At 40.0% G+C, this 16,894-nt stretch carries 17 protein-coding genes; 15 read left to right on the top strand and 2 right to left on the bottom strand.

Annotated elements, in window-relative coordinates; genetic code table 11:
* Positions 1-48: 48 nt before the first annotated feature.
* From ACIQZD_RS00520 to ACIQZD_RS00510, 3 genes are read left to right on the top strand one after another with little or no spacing between them, the layout of a single operon-like run.
* The gene (locus ACIQZD_RS00520; protein WP_402897227.1) at positions 49-1,326 is read left to right on the top strand and encodes a Glu/Leu/Phe/Val family dehydrogenase; all 1,278 of its coding nucleotides are present in this window, start codon (positions 49-51) and stop codon (positions 1,324-1,326) included.
* Between the two features lie 34 nt (positions 1,327-1,360).
* Positions 1,361-1,651: an SAV0927 family protein gene (locus ACIQZD_RS00515; RefSeq protein ID WP_402897225.1), complete on the top strand. Its 291-nt coding sequence runs from the start codon at positions 1,361-1,363 to the stop codon at positions 1,649-1,651.
* A gap of 17 nt (positions 1,652-1,668) precedes the next feature.
* Complete coding sequence (locus ACIQZD_RS00510; RefSeq protein ID WP_137019971.1) at positions 1,669-1,917, top strand: biotin/lipoyl attachment domain-containing protein; 249 nt, start codon at positions 1,669-1,671, stop codon at positions 1,915-1,917.
* 75 nt (positions 1,918-1,992) lie between these two features.
* Here ACIQZD_RS00510 and ACIQZD_RS00505 read toward each other — a convergent pair whose 3' ends face one another.
* Positions 1,993-2,733, bottom strand: a complete 741-nt coding sequence (locus ACIQZD_RS00505) for an IclR family transcriptional regulator (RefSeq protein ID WP_402897223.1) — start codon at positions 2,731-2,733, stop codon at positions 1,993-1,995.
* A gap of 175 nt (positions 2,734-2,908) precedes the next feature.
* On the opposite strand from ACIQZD_RS00505, the gene ACIQZD_RS00500 reads away from it, so the two are divergent.
* From ACIQZD_RS00500 to ACIQZD_RS00445, 12 genes are all read left to right on the top strand, one after another.
* Positions 2,909-3,772 carry a dimethylarginine dimethylaminohydrolase family protein gene (locus ACIQZD_RS00500; RefSeq protein ID WP_402899822.1) on the top strand — a complete coding sequence of 288 codons (864 nt, stop codon included), beginning with the start codon at positions 2,909-2,911 and terminating at the stop codon, positions 3,770-3,772.
* On the top strand, positions 3,769-3,900 hold the full coding sequence (locus ACIQZD_RS00495) for a hypothetical protein (protein WP_402897221.1): 132 nt from the start codon (positions 3,769-3,771) through the stop codon (positions 3,898-3,900). Before ACIQZD_RS00500 ends, ACIQZD_RS00495 begins: the two co-directional genes overlap by 4 nt.
* A 184-nt stretch (positions 3,901-4,084) precedes the next feature.
* The gene (locus ACIQZD_RS00490; protein WP_402897219.1) at positions 4,085-5,701 is read left to right on the top strand and encodes a M20/M25/M40 family metallo-hydrolase; all 1,617 of its coding nucleotides are present in this window, start codon (positions 4,085-4,087) and stop codon (positions 5,699-5,701) included.
* Positions 5,702-5,867: 166 nt separating this feature from the next.
* Positions 5,868-7,211 (top strand): YfcC family protein, encoded by a 1,344-nt coding sequence (locus tag ACIQZD_RS00485; RefSeq protein WP_402899819.1) that lies wholly within the window; start codon positions 5,868-5,870, stop codon positions 7,209-7,211.
* A 45-nt stretch (positions 7,212-7,256) separates the two neighbouring features.
* Complete coding sequence (locus tag ACIQZD_RS00480; RefSeq protein ID WP_402899816.1) at positions 7,257-8,435, top strand: amidohydrolase; 1,179 nt, start codon at positions 7,257-7,259, stop codon at positions 8,433-8,435.
* Between the two features lie 199 nt (positions 8,436-8,634).
* Positions 8,635-9,396: a dimethylarginine dimethylaminohydrolase family protein gene (locus tag ACIQZD_RS00475; RefSeq protein ID WP_402897217.1), complete on the top strand. Its 762-nt coding sequence runs from the start codon at positions 8,635-8,637 to the stop codon at positions 9,394-9,396.
* A 51-nt stretch (positions 9,397-9,447) separates the two neighbouring features.
* A complete protein-coding gene (locus tag ACIQZD_RS00470) occupies positions 9,448-10,863 on the top strand; it encodes an amino acid permease (RefSeq protein ID WP_402897215.1) in 1,416 nt (471 codons plus the stop codon).
* A gap of 178 nt (positions 10,864-11,041) precedes the next feature.
* On the top strand, positions 11,042-11,572 hold the full coding sequence (locus tag ACIQZD_RS00465) for an SRPBCC domain-containing protein (protein WP_402897213.1): 531 nt from the start codon (positions 11,042-11,044) through the stop codon (positions 11,570-11,572).
* 150 nt (positions 11,573-11,722) lie between these two features.
* The gene (locus ACIQZD_RS00460; RefSeq protein WP_402897211.1) at positions 11,723-12,061 is read left to right on the top strand and encodes a VOC family protein; all 339 of its coding nucleotides are present in this window, start codon (positions 11,723-11,725) and stop codon (positions 12,059-12,061) included.
* A gap of 309 nt (positions 12,062-12,370) precedes the next feature.
* On the top strand, positions 12,371-12,589 hold the full coding sequence (locus ACIQZD_RS00455) for a hypothetical protein (RefSeq protein WP_402897209.1): 219 nt from the start codon (positions 12,371-12,373) through the stop codon (positions 12,587-12,589).
* A gap of 109 nt (positions 12,590-12,698) precedes the next feature.
* Positions 12,699-13,838, top strand: coding sequence for a YibE/F family protein (locus tag ACIQZD_RS00450; RefSeq protein ID WP_402897207.1), 1,140 nt, complete (start codon positions 12,699-12,701; stop codon positions 13,836-13,838).
* Positions 13,835-14,611, top strand: coding sequence for a YibE/F family protein (locus ACIQZD_RS00445; protein WP_402897205.1), 777 nt, complete (start codon positions 13,835-13,837; stop codon positions 14,609-14,611). Before ACIQZD_RS00450 ends, ACIQZD_RS00445 begins: the two co-directional genes overlap by 4 nt.
* A gap of 363 nt (positions 14,612-14,974) precedes the next feature.
* Here the strand turns inward: ACIQZD_RS00445 and ACIQZD_RS00440 are convergent, their stop codons facing one another.
* Positions 14,975-16,810, bottom strand: a complete 1,836-nt coding sequence (locus tag ACIQZD_RS00440; RefSeq protein WP_402897203.1) for a sigma-54 interaction domain-containing protein — start codon at positions 16,808-16,810, stop codon at positions 14,975-14,977.
* Positions 16,811-16,894 lie beyond the last annotated feature (84 nt).

Below are 16,894 nucleotides of genomic sequence, written 5' to 3'. Positions count from 1 at the left end.
GCACGAAAGTTGCTTAATAAGTTATAAGAATATAAGTGAGGTGCTAAAATGACAGAGAAAATTAAGGGTATTGAAAAACGTCAATTGGATAATCCACTGCAAGAATTCCAGGATATCTTAAAAGAAGCGATTCATGTTTTGAACTATCCAGATCAGGTTTTTGATTTTCTAAAAGCGCCAATGCGTTTTCTGGAAGTCTGTATTCCTATTCAAATGGATAATGGGGAGACAAGGATGTTTCAAGGGTATCGGGCTCAACATAATGATGCAGCCGGTCCAACTAAAGGGGGGATTCGGTTTCACCCGGATGTCACTCCCGAAGAAGTTAAGGCATTGGCCGGGTGGATGAGCTTGAAATGCGGAATAACCGATCTTCCATATGGAGGGGCGAAAGGCGGCATTGTGTGTGATCCCAGACAGATGAGTTCATCTGAGCTTGAACGATTAAGCAGAGGGTATGTCAGGGCAGTAAGTCAAATAGTGGGACCTACAAAAGATATTCCGGCACCTGATATGTATACGAATTCACAAATCATGGCCTGGATGCTGGATGAATACGATCACATCAGGGAATTCGATTCACCCGGCTTCATTACAGGAAAGCCTCTGAGATTAGGGGGATCGAAGGGCAGGGAAAAGGCCACTTCCAAAGGAGTATTATACACACTTCAAATGATATGTGATTTAAAGGGGATTCCTATTGAGGGCATGCGGGTAATCATTCAGGGATTCGGGAATGTTGGCAGTCATTTGGCCATGTATTTACATGATATGGGGGCTAAGGTTGTCGGAATAGCGGATGAGCTTGGAGGTTTATATGATCCGAATGGCTTGGACATTCCTTACCTTTTGGAGAACAGGGACTCGTTTGGGGTCGTTTCGAACTTATACAAAAATTCGTTATCCAATCAAGAATTATTGGAAAAAGAGTGTGATGTGCTGATTCCCGCAGCCATCAGCGGAGTGGTGAATAAAGATAATGCAACACGATTAAAATGTGAAATCCTGATTGAAGCAGCAAATGGTCCGACGACAAAGGAAGCAATCAAGATTCTTGATGATAAAGGTATAGTGCTAGTTCCGGATATTTTGGCGAATTCAGGAGGGGTGATAGTCTCGTATTTTGAATGGTGCCAGAACAACCAAGGTTATTACTGGACGGAAGAGCTTGTGGATGAACGATTGAAGGAAAAGATAACGGCCAGCTTTTTGAATGTCTACCATACTTCACAAAAATATTCCGTGAACATGAAAGTGGCGGCTTACATTGAAGGGATTCGCAAAATAGCTGAAGCATCCCAGCTACGAGGTTGGGTCAGGTTCTGAACGAATTAGGGCTTACAAGAAAGGAGGCAATCCGTTGAATTTTGATATTCTTTCCGAAAATAAAGAAAACCAGGCTATTCATCATTATTGCTTATTGTCACAAGATTATAGATATGATGTGACCATTGTATATTCGGGCCAGTTTTTCGGTAAAGCAATGGTGACTTCCATGCAAAGCGGAAGAATGATCCTGCTTTGTGCCAATGATATTAATTTAGATCAGTACTGGGCTCCGATCCTGGGCATTGAACAAGAAGATATACCTGAGTTCCAAAACTTTCTCAAGTTAGTGTTACAAACCCCATTTCATTTTGAAGAATACTGAAGGAAGGAATGATGTAAATGTACGTTGATGTGATTCTAAGCCCTTGTGATGGCAGGATTGAAAAAATTTCAATATCCAAAAATTCCAGGTTTTACGAATGGGAACAATTATTTCAGATTAAGAAGGCAGATGGATGTGTGGAAATCATTGATATTGGTGTCAGCGGAAAGATAGAATCATTGGAGGTATTGGAGGGCGAACCTGTTGTGGCCGGCGAGGTCCTTGCCTATTTCAGGGAAGATTTATTCGTGACCGGCAGCGATTAATATAAAAACGAAAAGAAGATGAAATGATTCATCTTCTTTTTCGGCATATCCGATAATCCACCGCTGCTCGCTTATTCATGGTCCCCTATACCCCAATTTTGCAGAAACCCGATTGCCAGTTTCCATCACATTCTTAATGAGGAAATCAAGTCTTTCTTCTGTCAGGTTAAAGCTGACAAAACCTATGCTCACCGCACCGTGAACCTCCCCAAAATGGTTCAATATCGGCACGGCAACAGAACATGTTCCCTCTGTTCTTTCACTGTGACTGATTCCATGTCCCTTCATTTTAGTCTCTTGCAATATATCCCAAAAAGCTGCTCTTTCTTGAGTTGGCAGAAGAGCATCTACAATTTTTTTCGCTTGTTTATATGGCATATAGGCGAGCATCGCTTTATTGGCGGCCCCAATATGCATAGGAACTCGTGAGCCAAGCTGGTCATAAACCCGGATTTGGCTTTTTTCACTGTCGATTCGTTCGATAACGAGTGATTCCATTCCGATTGGCTGGCTAAGATAGACGCTTTCCTCCACTTTGTTCATCAGTCTTTCCAGTTCAGGCCTTATTTGGCTGATGTAATCCATTTTGTCATACATACGTAAACCGTATTCGAGCCAAATATTCCCCAAACCATATTGTTTGGAGTGCCCGTCCTGTTGGATTAATCCATGCGAGGACATCGCTTTTAACAAACGATGCATGGAGCTGACAGGAAGATCGCACTCTTGAGAAAGTTCTGTAATTGACAGCCAGTTTTCCGATGAATTGGAAACCAGCACCTTTATAACGTTCATGGCACGGTCGATCGATTGCATAAACAAACCACCTATCTTTCATTCCAAGTTGTATATAACGCTAATTTATTTGAATATTTAAAACATATTGACATTATACCAAAACTAATTTTATAATAAAAGAAAAATTCCTATTGGCGGAAATGTTTTCCGCTATGCGGAAAAGGAGGGGGAGGCAGTGACATATTGTTCGTCCATGTACAAACCATTGGAACGTGTCATTGTAAAACATCCGAAAGAAGCTTTTATTAGTCAAGAGCATTTAAGCCAAGCATGGCGGAACTTCAACTTTGCGGAAGAGCCAGATTTCAACGAAGCGCTAACAGAGTATGGTGACTTTATTTCCATTTTGGAGAAATATGTTCCAAACATTGATTATTTGCCAGCATCTTCGGTAGTCGGGATTGACTCCTTATATGCGCATGACCCGGTCAAATTCACAAGTCAAGGGGCCATTATTTTAAAGTCAGGGAAAGAATTGAGGCAGCCTGAAGCTAATGTATACAAGGAATTTTGCAAGGAAAAGAACATACCGATTATTGGGTATTTAACGGGTGATGCGGTCGCGGATGGCGGTGATATCATTTGGCTTGATGATAAAACCCTGGTTGTCGGACATGGTTATCGTACAAACGCAGAAGCCATTCGGCAATTAAAGGAAATGACCGCACATCTTGTGGATGATTTCATCGTAGTTCAGCTGCCGCATGATCAAGGAGAGGGAGAGTGTCTCCATCTTATGTCTTTCATCAGCCTAGTCGACCATGATTTAGCCGTAGTTCATTCCCGCCTTATGCCTGTCTTTTTCAGAAAACTGCTTATTGAACGAGGCATTCAGCTTATCGAAGTGCCGGTTGATGAGTACTTGAACTTGGGCTGTAATGTGCTTGCCATCGCTCCGCGGGTTTGCGTGATATCTTCTGGTAACGCTTACACGAAGCAAAAGCTTCTTGATGCCGGAGCAACGGTTTATGAATACAAAGGAACTGAAATCAGTTACAAAGGAACTGGCGGTCCAACTTGTTTAACCTGCCCGGTGGTGCGTACAAAGGGGGATTGATAATTGTAAAAACACCAGGAAAAAGCTATGTAAATGGATTAACGGCATCCGACCTTTGCACACCTGATTATGAAAAAGTAATGAAACAGATGCGTCTTACGTGGAAGCTTCGTTTTGAAGTGATATGAAGAGACGGCCCGTCAATTGAATGAAGCTGGATATAAAACGATTGAGCTGCAAATGTCGGAGTTAAAAAATCAGGACGGTGGATTGAGCTGTTTGTCACTGCGGTTTTATATATCGGGAATTTCCGTTAAGTGTTTCTTCCTGCTATTACTCTAATATTTGATGAAAATCGGAAGGGGGATTACAATGAGTCAATTACTATGGGGTACTCCAGAAACGCTCCGTGCTTTGCTATGTGAACTTGTTAGCTGGGAAAGCCGTACTCTAACATTGGGGGAACGGACGTTTCCTTATAAGGTTCAAGAGAAATTGAGGGAGCTTGAATATTTTAAAAGGAATCCGGAGTACTTATCGCTTCACGAGGCTGATTTAGGGAGGAATTTTGTCACTGCCTTTTATAAACATCCCGATAGCAAGGAGACCGTTGTATTAATCAGCCATTTTGATACGGTTCATACTGAAGAATACGGTGATCTTGAGACTCTTGCTTTTCAGCCGGAGGAGCTCACAAAAAAACTTCATGACCGAAAAGATGATCTACCGGAAGAAGCGCGCATTGATCTTGAATCAGGAAAGTACTTGTTTGGTAGAGGAACAATGGATATGAAAATGGGGCTTGCCCTTCATATGGCTATCATCGAAAAGGCAAGCATTGAAAAATGGCCGATCAATCTCCTGCTGTTAACCGTTCCTGATGAGGAAGTGAATTCTGCGGGAATGAGGGCTGCAGTTAAAGAACTTGTGTCTTTACGTGATAAATATGACCTTTCCTATAAAATGTTTTTTAATAGTGAACCTTCCTTTTCACAGAAGCCGGGCGATAATAGCCATTATATTTATTCCGGAACTTTGGGGAAAATCATGCCCGCTGCCCTTTTTTATGGGAAAGAAACTCATGTGGGTGAGCCATTAAAGGGCATAACGGCTAACTATATAGCCTCATTCCTCACGCAGCACATGGAGTGGAACACTCTTTTTCAGGAAAGTGATCTTGGCGAGGAAACACCTTTACCAGTATCGCTTCAGCAAAAAGATCTGAAACTACAATATTCAACACAGACACCTTATCGTGCAGCAGCGCTTTATAATGTGTTCATTATGAAAAGGACAGCTGCAGAAATAATGGATTTATTCGAGCAGGTTGCAAACGAAGCCGCGATAAAATGCAATGAATCTTATAAAGCTCTTTGTCTGCGTGAACAAATTGAAGGTATAGGTGAAGTACAAGTATTGCGCTACGAAAAGTTACTTTCATATGCCGAGGGCAAATTTGGCGGCAGTTTTGTTGAGCAAATAAAGAGTGAAGTTAAAGGAAACATGGATTTGGATGAGCGGGAAAAATCATTTAGGATCGCTGAAAAATTGATGATACAATGTCAGGAGCTTTCACCCGCCATTGTATTGCTGTTCGCACCGCCATATTATCCAGCCGTCAATACGTCCGATGATCCGCTTATCATGGAATCTGTGGAATTAATGAAGGAAACTGCCAGCTTGCTTGATGAAGAAGTCAGCCAAATTCATTATTTTAATGGCATTTGCGATTTAAGCTATGTTCAATATTCTGATGAGTCTGATGGCTGGACGGCTTTTGAAAAAAATACACCGGTCTGGGGCGATACTTACAGCATTCCTTTTGCTGATATGCAAAAACTTCAGGCACCCGTACTTAATGTGGGTCCATTCGGCAAGGATGCACACCAGCGTACTGAGCGCCTTCACATCGATAGTGCCTTCGTCCATACGCCCGTTATGCTGGAGAAGTTAGTAAAGAGTATGTTTAAGTGTTTGGTTGAGAAGTGATGGTCCGACAGGAAAACTGGATTAATCGTATTAAACTTTAACTGGGGGTATTTATATGAATGACCTGCCTAATGGTCAAATCACTTCCGAGCCTCTTAATCAGAATAATAAGCCACTTAACCAACTAACGGAGTTACCGGAAAAAGGGATTAATCCTTTTGTCTTAATGTTTATCGTAATTGTAATCGTGACGGTTTTAACCTATATCCTACCTGCAGGCCAATATGAAAGAATTGAAAAGGATGGCCGAAGTGTAGTCAATCCCACTTCCTTTGAATTCGTAGAATCATCACCAGTGGGATTATTGGAAATGTTCAGCAGTATTCATGCAGGGATGATTGAAGGAGCATCAATTATCTTGTTCGTCTTTTTGTTTGGCGGAGCATTGGGAATCATGCAGGCAACAGGAGCACTGGATTCTTTCATTAAGTTTGTGGCTGTCCGATTCGGAACAAAAGAGAAATTGCTTATTCCGTTGATGGTATTGATCTTCGCTTCATTAGGGACACTGATCGGATCTGCTGAAGATGCATTAGTTTATATCGCGATCATTGTTCCGATGACGATTGCATTAGGCTTTGATGCACTTACGGGTTTTGCGATCGTCATGCTTGGGACATTGGCGACTGGATTCATTTCGGGCATTACGAACCCTTTTAATGTAGGAGTTGCGCAAAGCATTGCAGAACTGCCTATGTATTCGGGAATGGGATTGCGAATCGCTCTTCTTGCAGTGTTTTATGTCGTTACAGTATTGTACATCTATTTCCATGCAATGAAGGTTAAAAGAAACCCTGAACTGGGGGAGTATGGGAAATTCAGGCGTGAAGATCATGCACATTTTGATAAAAACTTTAGGATAAGTAAGAGACATAGCGCCGCTTTAATTATTTTATTGGTGAATTTTATCCTATTAGTATATGGAGTTATTAAATTAGGATGGTATATAAGTGAAATTGGCGGCTTGTTTTTATTAAGCGGGATCATTATGGGCATAATTGGAGGCTTAACTCCATCCAAGATGGCTAATGGTTTTATTTCAGGAGCAGGCGATATGGTTTCTGGGGCATTGATAATAGGAGTTGCGCAGACAATCCTAGTCATCATTACAAGTGGAGGATTGCTGGATACCATTTTATATTATGCTGCAGGATTGGTTGAACAACTTCCTCCCGCCATAAATGCAATTGGAATGTTCATTATCCAATTATTTCTTAACTTCATTGTTCCATCCGGAAGTGGGCAAGCTGCATTGACGATGCCGATCATGGCTCCATTAGCGGATTTAATGGGTGTGACAAGACAAACAGCAGTATTAGCTTTCCAATTAGGGGATGGGATTTCGAATATGGTATTTCCGACTTCTGGAGTGCTATTGGCTGGATTGGCAGTGGCAGGCATATCATTTACGAAATGGGTAAAATGGGTGTTTCCATATCTTCTGATTCAGTTTGCGATAGCGATTATCTTTTTGATCATTGCTCAAAGCATACAGTATGGCCCTTTTTAAAGATCTGAAAAATCTGAATATTGGCACTAAGAGGAGGCGTTTATGATGAAGACAATACAGGAGACGGTTGTGGATGAAGTGATTTCATGGAGACGTCATTTTCATGAAAATCCGGAGCTCTCATATCAGGAGCACCAGACTTCTGAATTTATCTACAGGAAATTAAAAACCTTTTCAGGATTGGAAGTGACGAGACCAACCGAAACGAGCGTTTTAGCGGTTCTTAAAGGAACTAAAAAATCTGCCCGAAAATCGAATACCATATCTTTTCGTGCAGATATTGATGCTCTCCCGATTGAAGAGGAAGCAGAAATTGAATTCAAATCAAAAAATCCTGGGGTTATGCATGCATGCGGACATGATGCACATGCTGCGATGTTATTAGGTGCTGCTAAAGTCCTATCCGGAAAAAAAGATGCGATTGATGGAGAAATCAGGTTTATTTTCCAACACGCAGAAGAGGTACTGCCTGGGGGAGCTCAGGAATTGGTGAAAAAAGGGGTCATGGAAGGAGTGGATTATGCATTTGCACTGCATGTTACTCCTTATGAACGAACAGGAACAATATGTTTAAGGGAAGGGGTATTCTGTGCTGCAGCCGATGATTTTGAAATTAAAATTATTGGTCAGGGCGGTCATGCGTCAACTCCGGAATTAACGGTAGATCCGCTGATCATTGGTGCAGAAATTACGACGAATATTCAACATATCGTTTCCAGAAAAATTTCAGCACTTAGGACACCAGTCATTTCAGTCACTCAGTTCCATTCCGGAAGTGCGCTCAATGTCATACCAGAATATGCGGAAATCGGTGGTACAATTCGTTCCTTGGACTCTGATAGCCGTGTGAAAGCAAGGGAGCATCTTGAGCAAATCGTTAAGGGGATTTCGGAAGCGCATGGGGCAAAATGTGAAATTACTTGGTATTTAGGCTATCCAGCAGTGATAAATGATAAAGCTGCTGTTGATATTTCAAGAACGGTCATGGAAGGTATTTTTGAAGAGAATAACATCATCAAGGTTGATGATCCCATGTTTGGAACAGAAGATTTTTCGGCTTTTTCCGAAATCGTTCCCTCTTCCATGCAATTTCTAGGCGTCCATAATAATGAGTTTGGAAAAGCTTATCCTCTACACCATCCTAAATTTAAAATCGATGAGAAGGCTTTAGGGTATGGAGTAAGATATTTTGTAGGAATAGCGGATAAATTGTGCAGTCATTAAAATAATTGAGAAAGCATGGGCTAAGAAGGGGCACCCGTTATAGTTTAAGAGAGGAACTCGGTTGTCTCTTCTCTAAATCATACCTATATAACTATAATTTCCGCTTCTGGAATAAAAGAAACTCCATTTAAATTACAACAGGAGCAAAAAGGTATTCCACATTTTAAAAAGATAAACTACCTATTTAGGAGGAATATATATGTTTAATCACGCGATTGTAAGAAAGATTGGAAAAAGTTTTGTAAATGGCTTAACAACATCGGATTTAGGAAACCCGGATTATGAAAAAGCGCTTGTCCAACACGAGGCTTATGTAGAAGCATTAAAACGCTGCGGTGTGAAAGTGACCGTTCTCGAATCGGATGAAAGATACCCTGATTCTACGTTTGTAGAAGACACCGCAGTGTTGACCCCGAAATGTGCACTTGTAACCAATCCTGGTGCAGATAGCCGTAATGGTGAGATTTTTGAAATGAAAGAAGTATTAAAGGACTTTTATGAAACAATCGAATATATTCAATCACCAGGTATCTTAGATGGCGGAGATGTAATGCAAGTTGAAAATCACTTCTATGTTGGCCTTTCAACCAGAACGAATGAAGCAGGTGCTCTGCAGTTCAAAGATATCATGGGTAAGTATGGTTATGATACGACCATCATTCCCCTTAAGAAATTCTTTCATTTAAAAACGGGTGTCAATTACCTGGGAGACAATAATTTATTAGTGGCAGGGGAATTCATTAATCACGAGGCTTTTTCTAGCTTTAATCAAATCACCGTAAAAGAGGAAGAAGAATATTCGGGTAACTGCATTAGAATGAACGACTGCGTTATTGTCCCAAAAGGGTTTGATGGTACAAAGAAAAAAATTGAAGATTTGGGATACACAGTGATTGAAGTGGAAATGTCGGAATTTCAAAAACAAGATGGCGGCCTTAGTTGTCTCTCATTGAGGTTCTAAGATGGTTTGGGAGAAGGCATAGGCTAATAGATAAGATAAGGACGTGATTATATGGGGTATGGACTGGAGAATAATGATCAGCTGCAACGTTCAATGAAAAGACGCCATTTATTTATGCTTTCACTTGGCGGTGTAATTGGTACAGGCCTTTTTTTAAATGCAGGCTATACAATTAACCAAGCGGGGGCAGGAGGAGCCCTGATCGGTTATCTAGCCGGCGGTCTTATTTTGTATATGGTCATGGTCTGCCTTGGCGAGCTAGCCGTTCATATGCCGGTTACTGGATCATTCCAAAAATATGCTGCCGAATATATTGGGCCTTCCGCTGGTTTCTCTCTAGGATGGATGTATTTCGTAGGTTCAGCCGCAACTGCAGGAGTTGAGTTTACGGCAGCAGGAATATTGATGAAACAATGGTTTCCCCATAGTCCTACCTGGATTTGGTGTGCTGTGTTCATAGTGATTTTATTTACATTGAATGCATTAACTACAAGAGGTTTTGCAGAGGCGGAATATTGGTTCGCTGGAATAAAAATCGTTGCAGTGATTTTGTTTATCTTGATTGGGATCGCTGGCATCTTTGGTTTTGTCTCTTTATCTGATCGTCCAACCCCATTCTTTGAGAATTTGGCTCCTTCTGGTCTTTTTCCAGCCGGCGGGATTACAATTATCTTTGTGACAATGATGAATGTAATATTTTCTTACCAAGGCTCAGAACTAATAGGAATAGCGGCAGGGGAAAGTGAAAAACCTGAAGAGAACATCCCTAAAGCCATTCGAAATGTACTATTTAGAATCATTGTTTTTTACATTTCGTCCATTATCATCCTTTCCGCCATATTCCCTGCTTCGGAATTAGGCTTATTGGAAAGTCCTTTTGTAACTTTGATGAAGATAGCGGGGATACCTTATGCAGCAGGTATCATGAATTTCATTATTTTGACAGCCATTCTTTCTGTGGGGAATTCATGTCTTTATGCTTCCACGCGTTTGCTTTGGTCGATGGCCCATGATGGAATGGCACCTAAGGTGTTTGGTCTATTGTCCAAAAGGAAAGTGCCATTGAATGCCCTTCTTTTTACGATATGCTTTTCGCTTCTATCGTTATTGACCAGCTTCATTGCGGCGGATACTGTGTTCGTGATACTCATGTCCATAGCGGGAATTTCCGTCACGATCTCTTGGATGGGAATTGCTTTATCGCAATATATGTTTAGAAGGAAGTTTATAAAAGCGGGGGGTAAAACGGAAGATTTACAATACATAGTACCATTTTACCCATTTGTCCCGTTATTCTGTTTAGGCTTTTGTTCGCTGATTCTAGTATTCCTTGCCTTTGACCCTACTCAACGAGTTGGACTGTTTTATGGAATAGGATTTTTGGTAGCCTGTATATTATTCTATAAATTTAAATTGGCGAAGAAAGTAGAGTCAAACACTAACTATGAAAATGAAAAAATATTGTAATGAAGTTCTTTATCGATTGCCGGTTCGTATTAAAAGGTCAGCCAGTTTTTACTGGCTGATCTTTTTTTAATCTTGAGGTTGCGGTCACTGTGATGATTATTTACAGAATCGGAAGGGAAATACTGACATTGTGACGAAGTAGAAGGAATATCTTACAAAAGAGGAAGGAGGAATTAACATGTCTGATAACAAAGTGACTAACAACATCACAACGGGCGTAGAGGGGCGGGATCTCGTCATGGAGCGTATATTTGACGGGCCGCGGGGCCTTGTTTTTAAAGCATTTTCAAATTCTGGGCGTTTGGCTAGCTGGTGGGGACCGCAGGGATGGCAAACGGAAATTCGGGAGTTTAATTTTAAGCCTGACGGCGTATGGCATTATTGCATGCGGTGCACAGATGAAAACCAAGGTGAATTTCATGGCCAAGAATCTTGGGGTAAAGCTGTTTATCAAGAAATAATCGTGCCGGAGAAGATTGTCTTCACGGATATGTTTGCAGATGAAGAAGGCAACGCAGCCGACGGTATGCCAGTTACACTGGTAACGTTGACGTTTGTTGAACACGAGGGTAAGACAAAACTTATCATGCGTTCTCGATTCGCATCAGTCGAGGGACTTCAGCAAGTAATGGAAATGGGTGTAGTCCAAGGGTGTGCCTCACAATTTTACCGCCTCGACGACCTTCTCGAAAAGATTCAAAAAAGATAGGGTAATAAGCAATCTATTAAACAAGTATGATTCTTCCGTAAGCGGGATCGCTTTTCTAATGTCGCTAAGGGCAGTAAAGCATTTGAAAATTAACTTTCTTACCAGATTGAAATGGAAAAGAAAACAATAATATTAAAATTGGGGGAAGTTATGAAGATCAATCACATAAATTTAACAGTTAATGATGTTACAGCTTCACGTGAGTTTTTAGAAAAATATTTTGGACTGACATGTGCAGGAAGTCGTGGAGATGGGTTCGCCGCAATGAAAGATGATGATGGATCCATATTGACACTAATGAAAGGAAGCGATATACAATACCCCAAGACATTTCATGTTGGTTTCATACAAGAAAATGAAGAACAAGTTAACAGGATCAATCAGCGGTTGAAAGATGATGGATTCAAGGTAAAACCCCCACAACACTTACACAGATATACTTTCTACGTAGAAGCGCCCGGAGGATTTAATATTGAAGTACTGAGTTAAATTGGAGTAAAAAACGCAGTTCAGTGAGGTACGGTGAACCGTATCACAAGTTAAGCATTTAACAACTGATATATTCCTTGTTTTTCAGTATCAGTCGCTTTAAAAGAAGCCCAATTCCTCAATTTAAATGGTGAGAAATTGGGCTTTTTATATTGGAATTTTCCTTAATGTTGTAAATCCGCATTTTCCTGACGCTACCCGTAATAGTGACAAAAAATTATTATATATTTAAATATAGACCTCGCTAGAATATTTAATTTAATATATACACAAAGTGGTGGTTTGTAAATATGTAAGGAGAACAAAGTGTTGACAACAAAAGAGTTAAGACAAAACATCTTTGGTAAAATTCTATGTCCATTAATGCGTGAATGGGTATTGAGTCAGCGGATTGTTACTGGTAAGGGTGTCTTCATGATCCACAATGTGATCTTTGCTTGTTTTCCCTCAGATGTCACCTCAATCTCTTTTTCCCGTTTTATCGGAGGAGACGTAAAGGATGTAAATCGGACGTTGTTCGCAAACTAAATCTATTCATGATAAGATAAATAAATCAAATACTAGTAAGGCGGGGTGGAGTCAGTCAATTCTGGCTCCTCCCTGCCTTTTTTGCCCACCCGATATTGGAGGTTTTACTTTGAATGTTATCGTAAATAAAATTAAAAAAATGGGTTACAAGCATGTTTCTTTGTACGCCGTCATAGCACTTTGTTTTGTTGCCTCTGTTTTCTTTGTTCATCACAATTATTCATTGTATGAACTTCCAATAGCCAAAGTCATCAAAACAAATCTGGAAAATACAACTGAATTGAATGATATGTATCAAAATGAAGATCGACTATTTACCCAGAGTATAATAGCTGAAATAAAAAATGGAGAAGAAAAAGGAAAACTTATTCATTTAAAGAATGAATATTCCTCATCCGGAGCTTTTGATCAAGAATATCGAATTGGAAATGATTTATTTGTTTCGATTGATACAAAGACAGAAGAAAATTCAGAGTTAACTGGAACCATAAAAGACGTAAAGCGTGATAAATTTGTGTTGATTGTAGCATGGGTTTTTATCTTCACATTACTTATCGTTGGAAAAAAGCAAGGCCTGTTTTCAATTATAAGTTTGGCAGTCAATTCCATATTGTTGTCATATGCATTAGATTTTTATTTGAATTCATCAGACATTGGTTTGGTATTGATATGCAGTATTAGTATCATTCTATTTACGGTCCTTTCCCTTTTACTCGTTAACGGTTTTAATGAAAAAACATATGCAGCTATTATTGCGACACTGTTAGGGACTTTTTTATCGCTGTTCATTACTTATCTTGTTATGTGGGTAACTTCCGAAAATGGCCTTCGATATGAAGAAATGCAATTTATCACTCGTCCTTATAAAATGGTGTTTATGGCAGGGTTATTTATCGGATCTTTAGGAGCCGTAATGGATATAGCCATTACCATGTCTTCTTCGATTTTTGGGTTGTATGAAAAGAATAACCACATACCAGTAAAAGCACTTAAAACTTCAGGATTAGAGATTGGAAAAGACATTATGGGAACCATGACAAATATTTTGTTTTTTGCCTATATAAGTGGCTCAATACCTATGATTATTTTATATTTGAAAAATGCTTCTGCATTGGGATTTACCCTTTCCATGAACCTTACATTGGAATTGGCCCGTGCCCTAGCTGGTGGTATTGGAATCGTGTTAACTATTCCGATAGGTCTATATGTCTCTATTTTTTTCATTAATCGAAAGAGGGAAAGACAATGAATGTATTAGTGTTGCTAGCGTTTATACTATTAATATTGATGATCTTGATTGGCGGAAAAAAAGGGGCACGATCATTTTTTGCTTTGTTCCTAAACTTTGGTGTGTTACTTTTTACCACCATTTTTATGACAAATCCAAATAATGATCCGTATATCTTAACATTGATTGCATGTACGGTGATTAGTTATATTAATTTATTTTTTATTAACGAAGTGAACAGTACAACAAAAACAGCATTCATTTCTACTATTATCACGATTGTTATTGTACTCATTTTTATTGTCATTGTGACGGAAAATGCGATGATACAAGGTTTCGGTGAAGAAGAAATAGAAGAGCTTAGCATCTTTTCCCTTTATATTGGAGTAGATTTTGTTAAAATTGGAGCTTCAGTAATTATTATGAGTACTATTGGTGCGATTATCGATACAGCCATGGCCATTTCATCTCCCATGCGAGAAATGTTTCTTCACCATCCATCCATTAGCAAGAAAGATTTATTCACATTTGGATTAGGTATTGGAAGGGATATCTTAGGTACATCTACGAATACACTATTTTTTGCTTTCTTTGGAGGCTATTTGGCACTGCTTATATGGTTTAAAGATTTAAACTATTCTGTTGGAGAAATCGTAAACTCAAAAATATTTAGTGCTGAAATGATCACTATATTTTGTGCTGGAACAGGTGTAGCCCTGATAATTCCTATTACTGCCTTGATTACTGCTTATTCTTTGGTGAAAAATAGAGAAAATAAAGAGAAAGTTATTTAGGCTTTATGGCAAAAAGGCTTATGAGCACTCATTTGTATAATAGGAATAAGTCATTGGGTTGTTCCGTTAAAGCATTGCAATGAGTATCCATATGCTCTGCCAAATCCTCTTAACAGTTTATATTTAGTGGAAGAACAACATATAATATTGCCTATATAAGCGTGGTAATTTGGGAAAACCAGTTAGATCAAAAAAATGGGTGGCATTAATGCCATTTTAATTCCTTCATAACGTTCATGATGTATATGGTTAGATAATAACGAAAAAGCTGACTGCAAAAGACCGTTCAAGACGGCTCCTGTAATCAGCTTTTTTTTACCCTAGTTTCCAGCCGGTCTGATAATGGATGACTGCATTCCGAAATCAAACATGTATGTTGAGTTGCTTACGGAGACGCTGCATTTCCGAAGTGAAATAGGCTTTGCTGTAATCACATCCGACAATAGCTACGATATTGCCGTCATCATCAATGATTGGCGCAAAGCTTGTTTTCCACTCACCGTACCTGTCTTCGTATATGGGAGTAACACCCGCTTTACCATTAAACGCCTGATAAGCAACATTAACCATTTCCGGGGGACCCATATATTCTTCCCCCGGTTCAATTACAAAGCCTTTGTCTGCAACGAGGTGAATCAGACGTCCATCATCCGTCATGATAAATATAAAGACCCATTCAATTACGCCTTCCTTTTCTTGAATCATGGTAAGTTTTTGTTTTAATTTCTGGGAATAGGAAGTTTGCCGGTTCATATTTTTTTGTAGACTGATAACCTCCTCAGCTGGAATTATAGCTGCGGTTACAACGGCAATGGATCGAAGCCGCTGGTTTATTTGTTCTTCTAAAATGGCCCGTTTATCCACTGGTGAAAAGCTTGCCTCTTCAATTTTATTACGTAATTTTTTATATTTCCTGCTCATCGTCGGCTGGCTGACTTCCAATACCTTTGCCGCTAGTTTTAATGATTTGTATTGTTCCATCGCCATGTTGATCAGCTGTTCCTCCACAAGGTCGACTGCTTCCTGCAAAGGCATTAGAAAATCGATGACAGGTAGTGAAGTGGGTTTGTTGGGCCCTTTAAAAGGAAGCACCTCTCTAACCAACGCAACATCCACTTCGGGTATTCCGCTAGTAATCACAAGCCTTTCAACTGTATTTTCAAGTTCGCGCACGTTGCCGGGCCATTGATAGATACATAGCAAGTCGATTGCATCCGGTGTGAAAGCTACCTTTCGATTGTACAGTGTATTGTACTTTTGTAAAAAAAACTGAACCAGGTGAGGGATTTCATCTACACGATTCCTAAGCGGCGGAAGATGGATAGGCACGACATGAAGACGATAATATAAGTCTTCTCGGAATTCTCCTTTTTTCACCATTTTTTCGAGCGATTTATTTGTTGCGGCAATCACTTGAATGTCAACAGGGTGCGAGGCCGTGCTTCCAATTGGTGTGACAATGCGCTCCTGAAGGACGCGAAGCAGTTTTACCTGAACATTAAGCGGTAACTCGCCCACTTCATCCAAGAATAAGATACCTTTATGGGCAAGTGTGAATTTTCCCTTGGCGCCGTCTTTCCGAGCGCTGGTAAAAGCCCCTTCTACATAGCCGAACAGTTCGCTTTCAATCAGGTTTTCCGGGATGGCGCCGCAATTGACAGGTATAAATGGACCGTCACTTCTATTACCCATATTATGTATGGCCCTGGCGGCTATTTCCTTTCCTACACCGGATTCCCCCAATAATAGGACGGTTGCGCTGACATCACAAACCATTTGCATTTTATGCAGAACATCAAGCATCGGTTTACTGCGGATCACAAATGGAAAAGATGGTTTCTTCGATTCCAATAAAGGCCCCGATTGCCCCCTTGATGTATCTGGATAAGAGTCTTTGAGTTCTTTGTAAGCCCAGACCCATGCCCCGGATTCAATCGGGTATGCTGTCATCAGCAGCTCTGGACCCTGCCATGAGGACTGCATGAAAGATATTTTCTCATTTTTGCCCATTATCTCTTCTGCAAAGTTTGTAGCAAATAAATCTTGTTCAACATCCTTGATGGAACCACCGGCATTGGCGGATTTGATTGTATGGAATAAGGTATTCCCAGTTCCGGTCGATTTCAGTATGATGCCATTTTTATCTGTCACAATAAGCTGATCGTAAATAGACAAGAGTGCAGAGGTGAAGTGATCCATTTATGTCTACCTGCCTTTCATTTAACTTCCTAGTTTTTATATTACAGAAATTTCACAATTGTTCAATAGTTTCAAAATTGAATA

This window comes from Peribacillus sp. NPDC096447, assembly GCF_044762725.1.
Taxonomy (GTDB): Bacteria; Bacillota; Bacilli; order Bacillales; family DSM-1321; genus Peribacillus.
This window is presented reverse-complemented; position numbering and strand designations above follow the sequence as displayed.